The following is a 21,426-nucleotide window of genomic DNA, read 5'->3' as shown; positions in this document are numbered from 1 at the left end:
TTAGCGGGGTGCAAATGTAACACTCTTTTTTATTTCTCGCAAACTTTTTTTTAAATCCTTGTGCTATTGATGGATTCAGACGAGCTACTACTTTAATGTTTTGTTCACTGGCTATTTTAAGGTTTTCTTTTCCAGAATAAGCCCCATCACCAATAACGGCTTCTACATCAATTCCGTTTTCTCGACTAATCTCTAAAAGTTTAGGTAGTTCTGGACCATCTCCTTTTTCTCCCGATGTAATCACAGCGGCAGTAATGATGCACTCTTCAGTCATAGTTAAATCAGTTTTGTATCCAAAAAAGGAACTATCGGCAGGTTTACGACCTGTTTTTGCATCGGAATCTTTCGATAGTATAAAATTTTCTTGAGTATCATCTACGGTTTCTTTTAAAAGGTTTAATTATTCTTTCACAGCAGGGATTGAACTTATTGAAGGCTCTTTTTCTATGCGTGTTTCTAGCTCTTTGCAATAAGCCAACTCCTTTTCTAAATCATTGTCGGTATTCTTTTGAGACATACGTTCTTTGAATTGCTCATCGAAGGTATATATCGTTTTTCGAAGTAGCTTGAACCGTTCCCGCAATACGTCTATGGCTAAAAACGGATTGGATCTTAATAAAGTATGAGTAGCATCAACGATGATAGACTTCGAACGAATGATGCCTTTTTCGATAACTATGGTCACCGTTTTATTTATCAATAAGTTCAACAAATCGGTGTCTTTCAAACGTAGTTTTCTGAATTTTGTCAACGAACTCAAATTGATAACGCCATCTTCAGGAGTAATATCCAAGAAATATTTAAAGAACATATCATATAGGGAGCACTCTACAACATCAGAAACGGTGTAAATTGTTTTAAGAAGAAAATACTTGAACATACGAACAGGACTTTCCACCATACAACCATTAGTGGCGCAGTATTTGTTAACTCATCATAAATGAAAGAAAAATCGATTAAACCGTTGATTTTTCTCAAAATATTTCCTTTTGGAACTATTAAATCATACAACCTAGAATGCTCCGATCTGTAATAATATTCTTTGGGTTGATGAAAAATTTGATAAAAATCTTAAAAACCTTTTTAAACCAAAAAACCCTGTTTCGTTAGAAACAGGGTTTTTCAAAAGACCCGAGGCTTTAGCCGAACTGGCGAAGCAAAGGCGACGAACCGAGCCGCTAGGCGAACACGGCGTACCTATAAACCAAAAAACCCCGTTTCGTTAGAAACAGGGTTTTTTCAAAAGAAAGGCGACGACATACTCTCCCACATAACTGCAGTACCATCTGCGCAGGCGGGCTTAACTACTCTGTTCGGGATGGGAAGAGGTGAGCCCCGCCGCAATAACCACCTTAAGGTCGTTTTGCAATGGGTATTCCGACTGTATCAGAACAACATTACACAATATCTTGACATACTGAGATAAAGAATATAAAAAGTATTAGAAAGTTTCTTCCCCCTTCCCCCCCTCATTCGGAGGGGGCTGGGGGGAGGATGTGTACATAAGCTTACGGATTATTAGTACTACTCGACTATGACATTACTGCCTTTACATCTATAGCCTATCAACGTGGTCATCTCCCACGATCCTTAAAAGAAATCTCATCTTGTGGTGGGTTTCGCGCTTATATGCTTTCAGCGCTTATCCCTTCCCAACGTAGCTACTCTGCGATGCTCCTGGCGGAACAACAGATACACTAGAGGTTAGTCCAATTCGGTCCTCTCGTACTAGAATCAGATCCACTCAAATTTCTTGCGCCCACAGTAGATAGAGACCGAACTGTCTCACGACGTTCTGAACCCAGCTCGCGTGCCACTTTAATGGGCGAACAGCCCAACCCTTGGGACCTTCTCCAGCCCCAGGATGTGACGAGCCGACATCGAGGTGCCAACCCCCCCGTCGATATGAGCTCTTGGGGGAGATCAGCCTGTTATCCCCGGCGTACCTTTTATCCTTTGAGCGATGGCCCTTCCATGCGGAACCACCGGATCACTATGCTCTACTTTCGTACCTGATCGACCTGTATGTCTCTCAGTCAAGCTCCCTTATGCCATTGCACTCTACGCACGGTTACCAAGCGTACTGAGGGAACCTTTAGAAGCCTCCGTTACTCTTTTGGAGGCGACCACCCCAGTCAAACTACCCACCAAGCAATGTCCCCCGTGTTCGGGGTTAGGCCTCAGATAAACAAAGGGTTGTATTTCAACAATGACTCCACAACGCCTAGCGACGCCACTTCACAGTCTCCAACCTATCCTACACATCATTTATCCAAGGTCAATACTAAGCTATAGTAAAGGTGCACAGGGTCTTTTCGTCCCACTGCGGGTAAACGGCATCTTCACCGTTACTACAATTTCACCGAGCTCATGGCTGAGACAGTGTCCAGATCGTTACACCATTCGTGCAGGTCGGAACTTACCCGACAAGGAATTTCGCTACCTTAGGACCGTTATAGTTACGGCCGCCGTTTACTGGGGCTTCAATTCAATGCTTCTCCGAAGATAACATCTCCTCTTAACCTTCCAGCACCGGGCAGGTGTCAGGCCCTATACTTCATCTTACGATTTTGCAGAGCCCTGTGTTTTTGATAAACAGTCGCCTGGACCTCTTCACTGCGGCCAGCATTGCTGCTGGCGACCCTTCTCCCGAAGTTACGGGTCTATTTTGCCTAATTCCTTAGCCATGAATCTCTCGAGCACCTTAGGATTCTCTCCTCGACTACCTGTGTCGGTTTGCGGTACGGGTACTTATAATCTGAAGTTTAGAGGTTTTTCTTGGAAGCCCTTAGGTGTACTATCTCTTTGTCCGAAGACTCCGAGTACTATCGTATTTCCCCAAGCCGCGTGGATTTGCCTGCGCAGCCTATAGGTAGGTACTTCAACGAACTATTCCGTCAGTTCGCGACACTTTCATCACTCCGTCACCCCATCACAATTATAACTAGTACGGGAATATTAACCCGTTGTCCATCGACTGTCCCTTTCGGGTTCGCCTTAGGTCCCGACTAACCCACAGCTGATTAGCATAGCTGTGGAAACCTTAGTCTTTCGGTGTGCGGGTTTCTCGCCCGCATTATCGTTACTTATGCCTACATTTTCTTTTCTAACCAGTCCAGCATGCTTTACAACACACCTTCTACCCTGTTAGAATGCTCCCCTACCACTTGATAACTTAATATCAAATCCATAGCTTCGGTAATATGTTTATGCCCGATTATTATCCATGCTCGTCCGCTCGACTAGTGAGCTGTTACGCACTCTTTAAATGAATGGCTGCTTCCAAGCCAACATCCTAGCTGTCCATGCAGACAAACCTCGTTCTTTCAACTTAACATATATTTGGGGACCTTAGCTGATGGTCTGGGTTCTTTCCCTCTCGGACTTGGACCTTAGCACCCAAGCCCTCACTGCTGGTAAACATTATATAGCATTCGGAGTTTGTCAGGAATTGGTAGGCGGTGAAGCCCCCGCATCCAATCAGTAGCTCTACCTCTATATAACTTTATGACCAACGCTGCACCTAAATGCATTTCGGGGAGTACGAGCTATTTCCGAGTTTGATTGGCCTTTCACCCCTACCCACAGGTCATCCGAAGACTTTTCAACGTCAACCGGTTCGGACCTCCACTGTGTGTTACCACAGCTTCATCCTGCCCATGGGTAGATCACACGGTTTCGCGTCTAACACTACTGACTAAAGCGCCCTATTCAGACTCGCTTTCGCTACGGATCCGTGGCTTAACCACTTATCCTTGCCAGCAACGTTAACTCGTAGGCTCATTATGCAAAAGGCACGCCGTCACCCCACGAAAGGGCTCCGACCGCTTGTAAGCGTATGGTTTCAGGATCTATTTCACTCCGTTATTCACGGTTCTTTTCACCTTTCCCTCACGGTACTGGTTCACTATCGGTCTCTCAGGAGTATTTAGCCTTAGCGGATGGTCCCGCCAAATTCAGACAGGGTTTCACGTGCCCCGCCCTACTCAGGATACCACTATCGTTATCTTCTATTACTTATACAGGGCTATCACCTTCTATGGCTCTACTTTCCAGTAGATTCTAATTCTATCCGCAACAAATATCGTGGTCCTACAACCCCAGCATTGCCGTAACAACACTGGTTTGGGCTAATCCGCGTTCGCTCGCCACTACTTACGGAATCACTTTTGTTTTCTTCTCCTCCGCCTACTTAGATGTTTCAGTTCAGCGGGTTTGCCCACCTATCGGTGTACTATGTCTTCAACATAGTGGGTTGCCCCATTCAGGTATTTACGGATCGTATCGTGTGTGCCAATCCCCGTAACTTTTCGCAGCTTATCACGCCTTTCATCGCCTCTGAGAGCCTAGGCATCCCCCATACGCCCTTATTTTGCTTATTGTACCAATCATAAATTTAATTATGACCGTTTTGTTTCGATTTCCTAATAAATTAGAAAATCTGCTTTCTACTTTTTATTATTTCTTATCTCAATATGTCAATGAACTTTTATGCTGAACTTGATTCAGCATCTGTGGAGAATAACGGAGTCGAACCGTTGACCTCCTGCGTGCAAGGCAGGCGCTCTAGCCAGCTGAGCTAATCCCCCATTTTTTAGTGTCAGTTAACAGTTTTCAGTTAACAATACTTAAAACGGCTTCACTCAACCTCTAAAATTTCCTTTTTTTAAGTCTAAAATAGTTGTCTCGGACAGACTCGAACTGTCGACCCCTACATTATCAGTGTAGTACTCTAACCAGCTGAGCTACGAGACACTCTTTTCTTAAAAATAAAACCTTTGTCAGGTTTTACGTGTATTATTTGAACTAACAGCGAGAGTAATTGAATCTTTCGATTCTTTCCAATAATATTTTTCGTCTTCTTTCCTAAAAGTGTTGCAAGCAACTAACATTTAGGCTCTAGAAAGGAGGTGTTCCAGCCGCACCTTCCGGTACGGCTACCTTGTTACGACTTAGCCCTAGTTACCAGTTTTACCCTAGGCAGCTCCTTGCGGTCACCGACTTCAGGCACCCCCAGCTTCCATGGCTTGACGGGCGGTGTGTACAAGGCCCGGGAACGTATTCACCGGATCATGGCTGATATCCGATTACTAGCGATTCCAGCTTCACGGAGTCGAGTTGCAGACTCCGATCCGAACTGTGACCGGTTTTGTAGATTCGCTCCTGGTCACCCAGTGGCTGCTCTCTGTACCGGCCATTGTAGCACGTGTGTAGCCCAAGGCGTAAGGGCCGTGATGATTTGACGTCATCCCCACCTTCCTCTCAGTTTGCACTGGCAGTCTCGTTAGAGTTCCCGACATGACTCGCTGGCAACTAACAACAGGGGTTGCGCTCGTTATAGGACTTAACCTGACACCTCACGGCACGAGCTGACGACAACCATGCAGCACCTTGTAAATTGTCTTGCGAAAAGTCTGTTTCCAAACCGGTCAATCTACATTTAAGCCTTGGTAAGGTTCCTCGCGTATCATCGAATTAAACCACATGCTCCACCGCTTGTGCGGGCCCCCGTCAATTCCTTTGAGTTTCATTCTTGCGAACGTACTCCCCAGGTGGGATACTTATCACTTTCGCTTAGCCACTGAACTTGCGCCCAACAGCTAGTATCCATCGTTTACGGCGTGGACTACCAGGGTATCTAATCCTGTTCGCTACCCACGCTTTCGTCCATCAGCGTCAATCCATTAGTAGTAACCTGCCTTCGCAATTGGTATTCCATGTAATCTCTAAGCATTTCACCGCTACACTACATATTCTAGTTACTTCCTAATAATTCAAGTCCTACAGTATCAATGGCCGTTTCCCCGTTGAGCGGGGAGATTTCACCACTGACTTATAAGACCGCCTACGGACCCTTTAAACCCAATGATTCCGGATAACGCTTGGATCCTCCGTATTACCGCGGCTGCTGGCACGGAGTTAGCCGATCCTTATTCTTACAGTACCGTCAAGTCCCGACACGTCGGGATGTTTCTTCCTGTACAAAAGCAGTTTACAATCCATAGGACCGTCATCCTGCACGCGGCATGGCTGGATCAGGCTTGCGCCCATTGTCCAATATTCCTCACTGCTGCCTCCCGTAGGAGTCTGGTCCGTGTCTCAGTACCAGTGTGGGGGATCTCCCTCTCAGGACCCCTACCCATCGTAGCCTTGGTATGCCGTTACCATACCAACTAGCTAATGGGACGCATGCTCATCTTTTGCCGTTGTGACTTTAATTATAATATGATGCCATACTATAATACTATGAGGTATTAATCCAAATTTCTCTGGGCTATCCCTCTGCAAAAGGTAGATTACATACGCGTTACGCACCCGTGCGCCGGTCTCTTGGTCCGAAAACCAATACCCCTCGACTTGCATGTGTTAAGCCTGCCGCTAGCGTTCATCCTGAGCCAGGATCAAACTCTTCATCGTATATTGTTTGCTTAATAAATTAAGCTATTGTTATTCGACTCAAATTCTAGTGGTTTTTTAAATCTTCCGATTCTCTTACTCTCTTTATTATTGTCCCGATAAATCGGGACGGCTGTCAATTCAATATGTCTAGGAACGTGTCTTTCTTTTTTTTAAGTGCCAGTCTCTCGATTAGCGGGTGCAAAAGTAACAAAGTCTTTTCTTTCTGACAAGCTTTTTGTGAAGTTTTTTTGAAAAATATTTTTTCCTTTCTTCTTAATTTTCTTGTCAGTTTTTCAAGGAACATTGTTCATTTAGCGGGGTGCAAATGCAACACTCTTTTTTATTTCTCGCAAACTTTTTTTAAACCTTTTTTGAAAATAAATCTTCTCTTGATTTCTTCTTGTTTGCCAGTGTTTATAAGAACTTGTGCGTCATTGCGGGTGCAAAAGTAGTGAGTGTTTTCGATTAAACAACACCCTTTTCAATCTTTTTTAAAACTATTTTTTAATGAACTGGTTTTTCGTGTTTTACAACAGTGCTTTTTTAGCATTTTGTGATTTTACACTAGGGGTTTTTGCCGATTTAATCAGTTTTAGGGGTTTTGCAAGGCGAAGTAGCCATAAATCGAACGCCTTTTTATTCCCTTTTGACATACCAATCTCTCAATAACAATCTGATTTAAGTGCCAAATTGGCTTTGACCCCTTACATTCTAAACTTTTTACCAATGTTTAGGGTACCACAAACTAGGCTTTGACTGGGCGTTGAGAGGAAATGGAATGGGAATTGAATGGGAATTCCCTATTGGAAGTTGTCAAAATAACCAATAATAACCTTGACAGAAAGCCATTCCCTACTATTACTCTCTTATCACTACTAATTCAAACAAAAGAATCATTCGGTTTTTGTTAAACGAAACCACTTTTCTACACTATATAATAGGCGCGAATTTTATACATAAGAACAGAACTCTCTTTGACAACAACTACCATAGCCCCGATAGTAGTGGAAATCCTTGTGTGCCGGGGTTCGGCACACAAGATTGTAACGGATAGCGGGAGAAAGCTCCTAGAAAAAAAATCTAATCGAAACGAATGGCTTTTACTGGAGATATTTTGGTTATTATATAGGAGGGAATTAATAATACCAAAAAACAAACGGTAATCGTGAGGAGATTTAAAAGCACAACATAAGCCCAGTTAAGGTAAACCGGCGCTTTATTGACGTAATAATTTTCGGGGTTAAGTGTGATGATTCCGAAATACTGTTGGATTAACAATAACGAAATGCCGATAAGATTACCCCAAAACAGTCCTCTTATTATAAGGTAGAGCGCATTGTACAGGAATATTTTCCGAACTGACCAATTGCTTGCGCCCAATGCTTTCAAGATTCCTATCATTTGGGTGCGTTCGAGAATAAGTACCAATAGTGCGACCACCATATTAATAGTTGCCACGATAATCATTACAGCCAATATAATGATGATGTTGAAATCGAAGAGTTTTAACCACTCGAAGATGTAACTGTATTTTTCGACTATGGTTCTCGTATCTTGTGTTGATGTAGTTTGTTCATAGACTTTTTCGCCAATGGCTTCGATATTATTGAAATCGTTTACAAAAACTTCGAATGCCCCGATTTGATCCGGCTTCCATTTGTTCATTCGTTGGATGTGTCGAATATCACCTATTATATAAGTAGCGTCAAATTCCTGGAAACCCGAGTTGAAAATCCCGGTGATTTTGAATCTTCGGCTATTGGGTAATTGATTTTGATCTTCCTTGATGAAAAATGTATTGAAAGAATCACCTACTTTTAAGTTTAATCGGTTTGCCAAAAATTGGGAAATGACAACTTCCTGATTGATTCCTTTTGAAAAATCAGGCAATCTGCCCGAAATGACATAGTCCTTTATATTATCCCATTGGTAATCCGTTCCGACTCCTTTGAGGATTATTCCTTCGAAAGCGGTTTCGGTTCTAATGATTCCTGCTTTGCTGGCAATGGCTTGGATGTGGGTTACCTCTGGAACGGAGTTGAATTTTGGGTAAAAGTTCTGTTTCTTGGAAAGGGGAACCAAAGTAACTTCGGATTGATTGTTGTCGTAATTGGAAATAATAATATGCCCATTAAAAGCTGAAACTTTCTCGCGAATTTTTTGTTGCAATCCAATTCCGGTAGCTACAGACACGATCATCATAATCATTCCAATGGCAATGGCAGAAATTGCAATTTTTATTATGGGTGCCGATATGCTGCTTTTATAATGTTTAGCAGTGATAAGTCGTTTGGCAATGAAATATTCTAAATTCAATTTGATACAGGTTAGTTTGACTTATGCCAAAAGTACAGTTTAAAGGCTAATTGGTAATAATCAAACTGTAGAATTTTATAAAATCAGGACAGTTTTTAATTTCACAAAGGCATTTTCCTCTTCATTTCTTCGACAATATTAAAAGCTGCTGGACAAATTACAACGTTTTTCAAAGTTAGATCAGAGATTTGCTGAAACTTCTTTCTGTCGGTATGCGGGAATTCTCGACAGGCTTTTGGACGGACATCATAAATAAAACAAGTGTTATCGGAATCCAAAAAAGCACAAGGCACGCTTTGCAACACATAATCTTTATCTTCATCAATACGCAAATATTGGTCGATAAATTGTTGCGGTTTTTGTCGGAGGTGTTTTGAAATTCGCTCAATGTCGGCAGAAGTGAATAATGGGCCAGTGGTTTTGCAACAATTGGCACATTTCAAACAATCGGTTTTCTTGAATTCGGCATCGTGTAAATCTTGCATCACGTAATCCAAGTTTTTTGGTGTCTTCTTTTTTAGCTTATCAAAATACTTTTTGTTTTCGATATGCTTATCTTTGGCTTCTTTAGGAAGATTGTTTAGAATTTTGTCCATTTGAGGATTTGGTTATTCGTTTATTCGAAGAATCAGACCGCAAATTTACTCAAATCAAACAAACAAATCCTCAAATTAACACAGCAACTAAAATGAAAGACCTTTTCGGAAAAGCCATACTCGATTTTCAAACCAATAATTCTCCCGAGGATTTAATTACCGAAACTTCTATTTCTGAAGCTGACGAAATGAGTGTCGCTTATCTTTTTCGAAGTTATGACGAAATGCCAAAATTGGAACAAAAAGCGTTGCAATTGGCCAAAGGTAAAATTCTTGATGTGGGTTGCGGAGCTGGAAGTCACAGTTTGACTTTGCAAAATGACCGCAATCTTGATGTCACTTCGATAGATATTTCTCCAAATGCCATCCAAGCTTGTGAACTTCGTGGTTTGAAAAATGCCAAAGTACAAGACATACTGACATTGGAAAACGAAAAATTCGATACCATTTTATTACTAATGAATGGCACGGGGATTTTTGGAACATTGAAAGAAACGCCCAACTTTTTACAAAAACTAAAAAGCTTATTAAACCCAAATGGTCAAATTCTTATTGATTCTTCGGACATCATCTATATGTTTGACGATGATGAAGATGGTGGAAAGTGGATTCCTGGAGATGGTTATTATGGCGAATTGACTTTTACTGTTTCCTACAAGAATGAAACCGAAGCCACTTTTCCGTGGCTTTATCTTGATTACAACACATTGCAAAATGCGGCTTTCGCCAATGGTTTACAGTGCGAATTGATTCTCGAAGGAGAACATTATGATTATTTAGCTAAGCTTTCAGTTTAGAAAACAGATAAAATGCCACAAAGACACAAAGTCACAAAGAAAAAACAAGTTTAAAACTTCACTATAAATTTATGACGCACAAAAAAGGCTTTTACATTAGAGCTTTGTGTGGTTGCGCCTTTGTGGCAAAAACAATATCTATAATTCTATCAAATCCGTTGTTGCTATAATATCTTGCAATGCTTTGTATAAAATATCTAAATCTTCTTGGGAATTATACCCATTTATAGAATAGCGTATAAAATAATTTCCGTTTAGAGGCATTACAGGAATTTCGATTTTGTATTTATTGAAAAGCAATTCTTTTAATGCTGCAGGATTTGAAGTCTTTACAGAAATACTTGCCATTTGAACTAAAAAATCTTCCGTAATTGGACAAATCGGTTTTGTGTTGAGCAAATCGCAAAAGCGTTGGTAATTATTCAGAACGATACTTCTACATTCCTTTGCTTTGGTTTTCCAATCGTTTTCTTCAAGAAAATCAATCGCTTTTGGTGTACATAAGAATGCTGAAATTTCTCTCGTTCCCTGAAATTCCTGATAATCTAAAAACTGGCTTTCGCCTGGAGAAACACTTTCGTAACCCCACCCCACCACAAGTGGATCCTGCATTTCCTGAAAATTTTTTTTCACATACAGAAAAGAACTTCCTTTTGGAGCCAACATCCATTTGTGAAGCGTTCCGGTATAAAAATCGGGGTTTAATTCCGTGATATTCAAATCCATTTGACCCAAAACGTGAGCGCCGTCAATAATGGTAATCAATCCTAATTCACGGGCTTTATCGCAAATTTCTTTTACTGGAAAAATTAATGCCGTTGCGCTAGAAATCTGATTCAGGAAAACAATTTTGGTTTTGGAAGTATAGCCACTCCAAAATTCTTCCAAGATTTGTTCTTTGGAAACAATAGGAAGCGATATGTTTTGGCGAATGTATTTGGCTCCCGATTTTTTGCAATAGAAATTCCAAGTTCTGTCCATTGCGCCATATTCGTGATTGGTAGTGAGGATTTCATCTCCTTCTTTCAAATCCAAACTGCGCATAATCGTATTTACAGCAAAGGTTGGGTTTGGCGTAAAAAAGAAATCATTGGCTTGACAACCCATATATTTTGCTAATCTTACCTTGGCTATTTTCAAATATTCTGCCTGTTTTTTTTGAATAAAATAAACAGGTTCATTTTCCAATTCCAGCTGAAAACGTTGGTATTCGTCAAAAATTGGTTTTGGGCAAGCGCCAAAAGAACCGTGATTTAAAAAAATTATATTCGGATCAAGAAGGAATTGTGATTTCATTTATTGATTTTTTGTAAATATAAAAAATCCCAAACAATGTTTGGGATAATTATTAACTAGACTGTAATGTCATTGACAAAGAATAGGAACATCTTACTTTTTGTCCTTTGTGTTGAGCAGGAACCCAATTTGGACATATTTTTAAGATCCTAAGCGCCTCTTCTCCTATTCCATACCCTATATCACGTAAAATTTTGACCTTAGAAAGACTTCCATCCTTTTCAACTATAAGCGTAATATAAACAGTACCTTTTAAACCTTCAATTTCAGGCATTTTATAATTTTTCCTAACAAATTCATAAAAATTTTGCATTCCTCCTTCAAATTCTGGCTTTTTATCTACTTCTGATGCTTTAAAAATATTAGCCTGTAATGATATTGGCAAACTATAACTACATCTAACATTTTTTCCGTTTTGACGGCCAGGAGTCCATTTTGGACACAACTCCAATACTCGTATTGCTTCCTTCCCCGTACCAAAACCAACGTCTCTCAAAACTTTTACATCAGATATACTTCCGTCCTTTTCTATTATAAAAGTTACATATACTTTCCCACCCAAAAAATCAACTACAGTTGGCGTTTTATAATTTTCTCCTATAAATTGGTAAAACTTTTCAATTCCTCCATGAAATTCAGGTTTAACATCAATATCTGAAGGACTATAAGAATTATCATTAATAAATCGTTCACTGGTTTGAGCCGAAATAATTTGAATTGCAAAAAAAGAACCAATAAAAACAACACTCTATTCATAAAGATATTTGGATTTTGGGATTAATGATTCCTTAATTTCATTTGGAAATTCACCGGCAATTTTATTTCTACACTAAAAGGTCTTCCAGCGCGTTTTGCTGGTTCCCATTTTGGAGATATATTCAAAACTCTTATGATTTCAGAAGCTGCTTCTATGTTGGGAAATTGTAAAACTTTGATTTTTTTTACTTCTCCCAATTCATTGACGGTAAAAGCAACAACAATATCGCCTTTATTTTTTACAGTAGCATAATTGAAGTGTTGATTTATAAATTCATAAAATTTATCAAATTCACCTCCATTAAATTTAGGATTGGTAACATCTGGACTTGATACGAGTTCAGTTTCCATCAGTAATTCTTGCGCATCAGCAAATTGAAAAGAAAAAAAAGCAACTACCAGAAAAAAGAAGTTTTTCATATTTAAGGAATATTCAAGTATTTATGTGTTTGCAAAGATACTCTCCATTTTGGATTGTTCATTACGTAATCAACAATAAGCGGTGTCATTTCTTCTTTTTTACTCCATTCGGGTTGGAGGAATAAAATAGCATTTTTGTTTACTTTTTCAGCTTGTTCTTCGGCAAAGATAAAATCGTGTTTGTTGTAAATAATGACTTTAAGCTCGTGGGCTTTGTCATAAACGGTTTGGGTTGGCAATTTGTTTTTCTTTGGCGAAAGACAAATCCAATCCCAGCTACCTGAAAGTTCATAGGCTCCAGAAGTCTCAATGTGTACTTTTAGGTTTTGGTCTTTTAGCTTTTGAGTAAGCAAAGACATATCCCAAGTCAAAGGTTCGCCTCCGGTAACCACAACCGTATCTGCATATTTACTGGCATTGGCAACAATCAAATCGATACTTGTTGGCGGATGTAATTCGGCATTCCAACTTTCTTTAACATCACACCAATGACAACCGACATCACAACCACCAATTCTTATGAAATAAGCGGCAGTTCCGGTATGAAATCCTTCGCCTTGAATGGTGTAGAATTCTTCCATCAAGGGAAGCATTGCACCTTTATTAACTTCTAATTGTATTTCTTTTGATAACATTTTTTAAATTTAAAGTGCAAAGATAGTGAATTTAAAACGTTGACTTGTTTACATAAAAAAACCGATAGCTTTTAAGTAACTACCGGTTTTTGAACATCAATTAAATCTTGTTATTTCAACAACTTCAAGGATTCGGATGCATAGTTATTGGTTGGATCCAAAGCAAGTGTTTTGTTAAAATATTCGATTGCTTTCACTTTGTCAGTATTGGCATAACTGGCTGCTATAGTATTATAAGACTCTATAACTTTCTTCAAGACAGTTGGTTTAGCCATTTCTTCAGCACCTTTTTCAGCAACTTTAGACACGTATTCTTCATAATATTTTATAGTCATTGGGTCATTCCCCATCAAACTATTTGTTCTTCCTCTATAAAGATAGGCATCTAGATAAGTTGGAGAAGCCACTGTTACTTTTTCAAAAGCCAAATCCGCTTTTTGCAAGGCTACTGGATCTGGGGTTACTCCTTTTTTGCTATTAGCATAATAAATTGACAATCCATAATAAATATTATCTTCCAAATAATTTTTAAACTCAGAATTTGTCGTTCCGAATTCAAATACTGGAGCAGCTTCGTTGAATAATTTCAAAGTGAATATTTTTTTACCAACTTCGTTCAATTCCTCTATAATCAAAGGCTCCATTTCAATCGCCTTTTTAATGTCGGCCAAACCTGAATTATATAAAGCTGAATCTATCGATAATCCATCTGCAGCTAAACCTTTTTTGAATTTGGCTGTACCCAAATACAAATAATCTTTTGCAATTACCTTGTTGCCTGGATTACCAATAAAGCTTTCCAATGATTTAATGGCAACTTCCGCATTACCATTTTCATAGGCTGAATATCCTAAATAACGGAAAATTCTGGGATTTACCTTGTCCATCTCAATCATTTTATTGGCTTCGACTTCCAATGCTTTGTAATCTTTAACAAGAACAAGGAAATCGGCATGACGCATTCTGGAGTGTAATGAATGATCGGTTAGACTAAGATATTTTTCATAATACTTAATGGCCGTTTGCATGTATTCCTCCGACTTAGAAGGCTTGTTTCTTCCCCATTTATAATAGGTCTCTGCCAATTCTCTATAAACTGGCCCATAATTTGCGTTAAGTGCAATAACTTCATTGAAAGACTTAATGGCTTCATCATAAGATTTTGCTCCTTTCAACAAAACACCTAATTGCATTTTGGCTCTTAAAAGTGTAGGGTCAATTTGAAAAGCATTTCTATAGGCAACATAAGCATCGTTTTGATTCTTGTCAAAATTATAAGCATCTCCAAGTGCTAGTTGAACATAAGCATCGTTAGAATTTATGGTTTTAGCCTTGTTTAAAACTTCGATTGCCTTCTTGAAATTTGGTTTGGTAGAATAGGTATAAGCTCTGCCAATGGCTGTTAATTCCTCAATATCTTTCTTTTTGGTATCCTTCAACGCCAATGCAAAATTTGCTTCAGCAGCAACAGTATTACCATTGTCCAAATCTATAACGCCTAATCCAATATAATTTAACCTGGCTCCATCTGTTCCTGCCAAACCTTTTTGGTAGGCAATTTTTGCGGAATCCGTTACTGATTGGATCAGATAAACATTTCCTAATAGAAAATTGGCTCTTCCATTTATTGGACTAGTTTTAAGAATCGATTTTAACATCGATTTTGCATTTTCATACTGTTCGGCATCTATTGCTTTTCTTGCTTGGGTTATATCTTGTGCATTAGCAAAAGATACCGAGGCTATAAAAGCAAGACTTAAAATTTTAAACTTATTCATCGAGATTATATTAATTTTATTATTTTTCATTACTAATTTCATTTCTAATATTAATTTTTCGACCTGGAACTCTAACTGGCAACAATCCTGATTTTAAAATAATCCTTTGTCCAATGTCACCAGCGACAAATGAAGCAAAGCCCATTCCTAATCCAGTATATCCTTGACAATTGACAATATACAAATCACGTGCCAAAGCATATTTTCCTTCGGCTATATTGTTTTGGCTTGGCACATAATAATTTTGTCCCGATACGCCTTTAACACTCAAAACATTAACTTCATCCACAAATTGCTGCATTTCCGGCATGGGTTGTGTCAACCAATTTAATCCCAAAACACCAATCATTCCATCATTCTTGGCAACAAACTTGATTACCTCTTCATTTGTTTTAAATGAATACACACCTTTTTCAGGAATTGATTTAATCCCTGCCAAAGTATTCATATAACGCACCGTACTCGAATTTGGGTTATCAAACACAAGCCCTTTTATCTTTGAACTTGTTTTGCCTTGCATAAACTCAATTACATGCTTCAAATCAATTAACGTATCTTTATCACTTTTATTTGAAATAAAGGCAATGGCATCGGTCGCAAATTTAGTGATTTTTGGGGTAATTTTTTTTTGTACAAAGATTTTATTTTCTTCATCGGTCAAATTTCGGGTCAAGACAGCAATTCCAGATTTTGAATTAAATAAAGAAAGAACTATTTCCGATTCTGATTTTGAAACCAACTTGATTTTTGCATCATAACTACTTTCAAAAACAGCCACTTGTTCTTCCATAATTGGCAATAACGTTTCATCTACCAAAACGGTTGCCGAACCTTTCAATATGGATTCTTTCTTTGCACTATTTTGTTCTTTTTGATTGCACATCATGAACAAGAAACAAACAAAAACAAGAACAAGACCTTTAATTATTTTACGCATGACTAATCATTATTTGAATTAAAAAATCTAAAAAATCTCAAGAAAGAATAAACAATCAAAACAACACCAAAAGCTATTCTGTATTTAAACGCCATTACAAATGGAAAACCATTTGAAAAAATATGCTCCCAAAAAATGATTATGAGTCCCAAACACAAATATAGCGAAAAAAACAAGATTCCTATAACGAGAAGAAATCGCTCTTTAGGCGATTTCTTCTGAAAATTATCTAATGAATTTTTTAACATTATTCTGCAGATTGAAGACTAATTGGTAAACTGTAAGTACATCTTACTTTTTTACCATTTTGTTCCCCTGGATTCCATTTTGGAGTTGCTTTTAAAACCCTAATAGCCTCTTTTCCGGTTCCGTAACCAATATCTCTAAGAACTTTGATATCCGTTAGCGAACCGTCTTTTTCAACTACAAAAGTAACATACACCTTACCTCTTAAACCTTCTTCATCAGGCATTTGGTAATTTTTCTGTACAAAGGCATAAAACTTTTCAATTCCTCCTGGATATTCGGGTTTAACCTCAATACCTGCCGTATTGTAAACCGTGTTGTCTTCTTCCACAACAGCTTCAGTTCCATGTCCGGTGGGCATATCAACAGTTAATTCAGCATCTGGATTTCCTTTAATAGCTTCCTTACCAATGTTTTTATCTTTAAGATCTTTAACCTCTGCAATCTCTTCTACAACCTCGTCAGCTTTTGCCACAACGGGTTTCACAAATTTTACTTGATCCACTTTTGGTGCCGGTGGTGGAGGTGGTGGAAGATTAGGATCTTTCGGTTTTTCCTTTTTTGGAGGCAACTTCACTGCCGTAATCTTAGTATCAATGGTAGCATCATCACTAGCATCAGGAATCATACGCATAATTGTAGGTATGCTTACAAGAAGAGCAAAAACCATTGTTCCAATGATGAAAGATCTTACCGTGCTCTTGGTAATTGATTTTCTCAAATCATAAGCACCATACTTTTTATTACGACCTTCGAAAACTATTTCAAGCCATTGATTTTTTAATAAATCTAATTTCATATTTCTTAATTATTAGGTTATTGGGTCATAAGAAAACTTCTTATTTTCCTTCTAACAATTTTAATTCTGCTGGTGAAAAATCGTTTACAATAGCATAAGTTGGCACTTCAACAATTCCCATTTCATCCAATATATCTACCAAGTTACGGTAATTTGATTTTTTACCCGGTTTGATAATTACAATCATTCCATTTTTTGGTTTTCCTTTTGCTGTTGAATAAGCCAAAACTGATGCTTTTCTAGACAACAATTCTTTACGAATCCCATCTTTACCATAAGTAAAATCTTTTGGAGTACCACCAGGAACTGGTTTTTCCAACAAACCGTTGTAGCGAACTAATTTATTATTAGCCCCCATCAAAATGGTCATTGTACGAAATTCATCTACTTTTATTTCCGTTTTAACATCGTCATCTTTTTCTTTATCCGGCAATCCCAATTCCATCGCTTTTGGTTTTGACAAGGTAGTGGTTAGCATAAAGAACGTAATCAACAAGAAAGCCAAATCCACCATAGCAGTTAAATCCACTTTTGAATTTTGTTTTTTACTTCTTACTTTTTTGTCCTTACCACCGCCACCGTCGCCTGTATTTAATTCAGCCATTTTAGTGTGTATTTTTTAATTAAAAATCTTTTCCTCTTAAACCAGTTACTAAACTAAAGCTGTTAACCCCTTGGTCTTGCAAGATATCCATCACTTTTTTGATCGATGGATATTCCTCTTTAGCATCTCCCTTTATGGCAATTTCCAATTCCTTGTCATTAATGTCAATATTAGCTTGACGGGCAATTTTAAGCCAATCTGCTAATTGATTATCAAGTGAATCTTTTGGAATACCCGGTTGATTTGCTTTAAGTCTTTCAGAACTTTTCATTTCGATGATACTTTTAAGGCTTGCAATATCAACCCCAAAACCTTCCATCAATGAAAATTCCATTTTGTCTTTATCCGTAAATTCAACCCCGTATTTTTCGGCCATCTTTTCAAGAGTTTGAATACGAACTTCTTTCCCTTTCATGTCAAAAAATACTTTTCCTTTACCGATAGTCAAAGTAGCCAAATTGGACTCTGGCAACTTCGATTGTACAGTCGATGCAGGCATATCTACAGGCAGTGCTTCCGGTACCTTGGCCGTGGCGGTCAAAATAAAAAAAGTAAGCAAAAGAAAAGCCACATCACACATAGCCGTCATATCAATAGACGCTGCTTTTTTGGACGTTTTTACAGCCATTAATTTTAAATTTAAATTTATAAGAATTTAATCTATACTAAAAAGTATAACGCAATAATCTTAAAAATTATTATTAATTATTTTTGAGTCCCTCTGAAGTGTCTGTAAGTATTCACGATAGTGTTACCAGCCTCATCGATAGAGTAAGTCAAAGTATCAATTTTTGAAGTAAACAAGTTGTAAACAACAATTGCCAAGGCAGAAGTAGAAATTCCAGTAGCTGTATTGATAAGTGCTTCAGAAATACCGTTTGCCAACATCGCTTGATCTGGAGTTCCTGAACTAGCCAATGCACCAAACGCTTTAATCATACCAGTTACTGTTCCCAACAATCCTGCAAGAGTTCCCAAAGAAACCAATGTAGAAAGGATAGTCATGTGTTTTTCCAACATCGGCATTTCAAGTGAAGTAGCTTCTTCAATTTCTTTGTGGATTGTTTCTGCTGCTGTTTCGCTATCAATTCCTTCTTTTTTCACGTCTTGATATTTAACCAAAGCCGATCTAATTGCATTTGCAACTGAACCTTGTTGTTTGTCACAAGCAGCTATTGCTCCGTCGATATCTCCTGTTTTGATGCTTGCTTGAACACTAGCCATAAATTTGTCAAGGTTTGCTTTACCAGCTGCTTTTGAAATTACAGCAAAACGCTCAAATGAGAACACAATTACCATTAATAATAATCCCATCAAAACCGGTACAATTGGACCTCCTTTATAAACCATTGCTAAATAATTTCCTGGAAGTGGATGTCCAGTATTAACTCCTCCTTCAAAATTTGCTCCATCTCCCATAATAAATGTCCAGATCAACCATCCCGCAAAAATACATGCCGCAATAATGATTGCTGAAATCATTCCTCCTAAACCTGAACCACTTTTTTCTTTTTTAACATTTGCCATTTTCGTAATTTTTAATAATTTTAATAATTTATTTTTTTTGTTATAAAAAACTTTGTTGAGGAGCAAATTTATATTTTTAGTTGAAATAAAAAAACTTTTTTTACTAATATTCCATTTAATTTAACTTTGATCAAAAAAAGTCAATTTATCTTTTTTGCATTAAAATCAAAAACTTGCTGCAAATCTCAATTTTTACAGCAAAAATAGCGTTTTTAGGACTTAATTTAAATGTGTTTTTAACACTTTTCAAAAAATAATTAAATTTAAATGTTTTTCTGTTTTTCCAATAAAAATGCCTCTAATTTAACACAAACTGCCTATTTATTAAGTGTAAAAAAAACAATATCTTGCAATCTATTTTAATCAAAACAATTATGCGTAGTAAAGATTTCACAAAACAAATTAATGATGGTTATCTTTCAAAAGGTGAAAGTATAATTCTTGGAAGCGCACTACTTGACGGAGACGTTATGGGAGATGCCCAAATAAAAATCCCCTTAAAAACCTTAAATCGCCACGGATTGATTGCAGGAGCGACTGGAACAGGAAAAACCAAAACCATTCAAGTCTTATCAGAACAATTATCATCGTTTGGAATTCCGGTTTTGATGATGGACATTAAAGGAGATTTTAGCGGAATTGCCAAGGAAGGAGAAGAGAAATCTTTTATTACGGAACGTCATGCCAAAATCAACATACCATATAATGTATCGAGTTTCCCAGTGGAACTAATGACTTTGTCTGAACAAAACGGCGTTCGGCTTCGTTCGACCGTTTCTGAATTTGGCCCTGTTCTTTTTTCAAGAATTCTGGATTTGAACGACACCCAATCCGGAGTAATTTCGGTGATTTTCAAATATTGTGACGACAACAAGATGCCTCTTTTGGATTTGAAGGACATCAAAAAAGTCATCAATTATATTACTGAAGAAGGAAAAGACGAAATCGAGGAAAGTTACGGCAAGATTTCGACCTCGACAACCGGCACCATTCTTCGAAAAATAATCGAACTCGAACAACAAGGAGCCGATTTGTTTTTTGGAGAAATGTCCTTTGACATTGACGATTTGATGCGCATTGACGAAAATGGCAAAGGGTACGTCAATATCATCCGTTTGACGGACATTCAAGACAAACCCAAGTTGTTTTCGACATTTATGTTGAGTTTATTGGCCGAGATTTACAACCAAATGCCCGAAAAAGGAGATGCTGACCAGCCTGAATTGGTTATTTTTATTGACGAAGCCCATTTGATTTTCAAGGAAGCCAGCAAAACCTTGTTGGAACAAATAGAAACCATCGTGAAACTGATTCGTTCCAAAGGAATCGGAGTGTACTTCATCACCCAAAACCCAATGGATGTTCCGAGTGGTGTTTTGGCGCAATTAGGTTTGAAAATCCAGCACGCCTTGAGAGCTTTTACGGCAAATGACCGACAGGCCATCAAGCAAACGGCAGACAACTACCCTTCATCGGATTATTATAAAACAGATGAATTGTTGACCAGTTTAGGAATTGGCGAAGCATTGGTCACGGCCTTGAGCGAAAAAGGAACTCCAACTCCACTTGCCGCAACAATGATGCGAGCCCCAATGAGTAGAATGGATGTTTTAACGGAAAGTGAAATCCAGGAAATCAACAGCAAATCGAAATTGGTCAAGAAATACAGCGAACTCATTGACCGAGAAAGCGCTTACGAAATGCTAAATAAAAAAATTGCGATTGCCGAACAGGAAGTTGCCCAACAACAGGAAGAAAAAGCGACCGAAAAAGCAGAAAAGCAATCTGGAGACACCACTGGTACAGTAACTAAATCTGTCATAAAAATATTGACGAGTGCCACTTTTATTCGAGGTGCTTTTGGAGTTTTGAATAAATTATTGAGAAAATAACATCAAAGTATCCGCAACAATTAGGATTACTTTACATTCAAAAGATAGAAAATGAAAAAATACTTCATTCAAAAATCGCCTTTCGTAGTTCCTACAACTGACGGAAAACTAATTGAAGAACATCACGGAATTGCAACCACAAACAATCCTGATATTTCCATAGCGCACATGATAGCGCCACCACATTGGAAAGAACCTTTTCAAACTCCTGAATTTGAAGAATACACCTATATCATAAAAGGAAAAAAGCAATTTGTTATCGAAGGAGAAACCGTCGTTCTTGAAGCTGGACAATCCATAAAAATTGATAAAAACACGCGAGTTCAATACTCCAATCCATTTGAAGAACCTTGCGAATATCTCGCCATCTGCACTCCTGCTTTTGATTTCAAGAAAGTGCATCGAGAGGAATAAATGCAATGGCAAAA

The 21,426-nt window shown here is 38.1% G+C and carries 15 protein-coding genes, 2 tRNA genes, 3 rRNA genes and 1 pseudogene; 3 read left to right on the top strand and 18 right to left on the bottom strand.

From position 1 onward, the window contains the following. Positions 1-10: 10 nt before the first annotated feature. The 8 genes and pseudogenes from OZP13_RS18295 to OZP13_RS18260 form a co-directional block, all read right to left on the bottom strand. Positions 11-1,059, bottom strand: a pseudogene (locus OZP13_RS18295) (transposase); the annotation flags it as partial. A gap of 186 nt (positions 1,060-1,245) precedes the next feature. After that, positions 1,246-1,355: ribosomal RNA gene (gene rrf, locus OZP13_RS18290) — 5S ribosomal RNA — on the bottom strand. A gap of 143 nt (positions 1,356-1,498) precedes the next feature. Continuing rightward, a 23S ribosomal RNA gene (locus OZP13_RS18285) occupies positions 1,499-4,382 on the bottom strand. Positions 4,383-4,515: 133 nt separating this feature from the next. Beyond that, positions 4,516-4,589: transfer RNA gene (locus OZP13_RS18280), tRNA-Ala, on the bottom strand. A gap of 92 nt (positions 4,590-4,681) precedes the next feature. After that, a tRNA-Ile gene (locus tag OZP13_RS18275) sits at positions 4,682-4,755 on the bottom strand. Positions 4,756-4,903: 148 nt separating this feature from the next. Further along, positions 4,904-6,417, bottom strand: a 16S ribosomal RNA gene (locus OZP13_RS18270). Together the 16S, 23S and 5S rRNA genes with 2 tRNA genes alongside form the textbook arrangement of a ribosomal RNA operon. A gap of 1,062 nt (positions 6,418-7,479) precedes the next feature. Beyond that, positions 7,480-8,715 (bottom strand): ABC transporter permease, encoded by a 1,236-nt coding sequence (locus tag OZP13_RS18265; protein ID WP_269241568.1) that lies wholly within the window; start codon positions 8,713-8,715, stop codon positions 7,480-7,482. Between the two features lie 101 nt (positions 8,716-8,816). After that, positions 8,817-9,311: a YkgJ family cysteine cluster protein gene (locus OZP13_RS18260; protein ID WP_281298149.1), complete on the bottom strand. Its 495-nt coding sequence runs from the start codon at positions 9,309-9,311 to the stop codon at positions 8,817-8,819. Between the two features lie 92 nt (positions 9,312-9,403). On the opposite strand from OZP13_RS18260, the gene OZP13_RS18255 reads away from it, so the two are divergent. Further along, positions 9,404-10,108, top strand: coding sequence for a class I SAM-dependent methyltransferase (locus tag OZP13_RS18255; RefSeq protein ID WP_269241566.1), 705 nt, complete (start codon positions 9,404-9,406; stop codon positions 10,106-10,108). 138 nt (positions 10,109-10,246) lie between these two features. Here OZP13_RS18255 and OZP13_RS18250 read toward each other — a convergent pair whose 3' ends face one another. The 10 genes from OZP13_RS18250 to OZP13_RS18205 form a co-directional block, all read right to left on the bottom strand. Further along, positions 10,247-11,404, bottom strand: coding sequence for an aminotransferase class V-fold PLP-dependent enzyme (locus OZP13_RS18250; RefSeq protein ID WP_281298148.1), 1,158 nt, complete (start codon positions 11,402-11,404; stop codon positions 10,247-10,249). 52 nt (positions 11,405-11,456) lie between these two features. Then, a complete protein-coding gene (locus OZP13_RS18245) occupies positions 11,457-11,966 on the bottom strand; it encodes an energy transducer TonB (RefSeq protein WP_269241563.1) in 510 nt (169 codons plus the stop codon). 215 nt (positions 11,967-12,181) lie between these two features. Beyond that, positions 12,182-12,580 (bottom strand): energy transducer TonB, encoded by a 399-nt coding sequence (locus tag OZP13_RS18240; RefSeq protein ID WP_281298147.1) that lies wholly within the window; start codon positions 12,578-12,580, stop codon positions 12,182-12,184. 2 nt (positions 12,581-12,582) lie between these two features. Next, positions 12,583-13,215 (bottom strand): 7-carboxy-7-deazaguanine synthase QueE, encoded by a 633-nt coding sequence (locus OZP13_RS18235; RefSeq protein ID WP_269241560.1) that lies wholly within the window; start codon positions 13,213-13,215, stop codon positions 12,583-12,585. Between the two features lie 110 nt (positions 13,216-13,325). Further along, positions 13,326-14,993: a tetratricopeptide repeat protein gene (locus OZP13_RS18230; protein WP_281298146.1), complete on the bottom strand. Its 1,668-nt coding sequence runs from the start codon at positions 14,991-14,993 to the stop codon at positions 13,326-13,328. Between the two features lie 19 nt (positions 14,994-15,012). After that, the gene (locus OZP13_RS18225) at positions 15,013-15,930 is read right to left on the bottom strand and encodes a PstS family phosphate ABC transporter substrate-binding protein (protein WP_281298145.1); all 918 of its coding nucleotides are present in this window, start codon (positions 15,928-15,930) and stop codon (positions 15,013-15,015) included. A 247-nt stretch (positions 15,931-16,177) separates the two neighbouring features. Further along, positions 16,178-16,975, bottom strand: coding sequence for an energy transducer TonB (locus OZP13_RS18220; RefSeq protein WP_269241558.1), 798 nt, complete (start codon positions 16,973-16,975; stop codon positions 16,178-16,180). Positions 16,976-17,015: 40 nt separating this feature from the next. Next, a complete protein-coding gene (locus tag OZP13_RS18215; RefSeq protein WP_269241557.1) occupies positions 17,016-17,579 on the bottom strand; it encodes an ExbD/TolR family protein in 564 nt (187 codons plus the stop codon). Between the two features lie 19 nt (positions 17,580-17,598). Beyond that, complete coding sequence (locus OZP13_RS18210) at positions 17,599-18,207, bottom strand: ExbD/TolR family protein (protein ID WP_281298144.1); 609 nt, start codon at positions 18,205-18,207, stop codon at positions 17,599-17,601. Between the two features lie 77 nt (positions 18,208-18,284). After that, on the bottom strand, positions 18,285-19,106 hold the full coding sequence (locus tag OZP13_RS18205) for a MotA/TolQ/ExbB proton channel family protein (protein ID WP_281298143.1): 822 nt from the start codon (positions 19,104-19,106) through the stop codon (positions 18,285-18,287). 374 nt (positions 19,107-19,480) lie between these two features. Here OZP13_RS18205 and OZP13_RS18200 point away from each other — a divergent pair, with 374 nt between their 5' ends. Continuing rightward, positions 19,481-20,998, top strand: coding sequence for a helicase HerA-like domain-containing protein (locus OZP13_RS18200; RefSeq protein WP_281298142.1), 1,518 nt, complete (start codon positions 19,481-19,483; stop codon positions 20,996-20,998). A 51-nt stretch (positions 20,999-21,049) separates the two neighbouring features. Continuing rightward, on the top strand, positions 21,050-21,412 hold the full coding sequence (locus tag OZP13_RS18195; RefSeq protein ID WP_269241553.1) for a cupin domain-containing protein: 363 nt from the start codon (positions 21,050-21,052) through the stop codon (positions 21,410-21,412). Positions 21,413-21,426 lie beyond the last annotated feature (14 nt).

This window comes from Flavobacterium limnophilum, from assembly GCF_027111315.2.
Classification (GTDB): Bacteria; Bacteroidota; Bacteroidia; order Flavobacteriales; family Flavobacteriaceae; genus Flavobacterium; species Flavobacterium limnophilum.
This window is presented reverse-complemented; position numbering and strand designations above follow the sequence as displayed.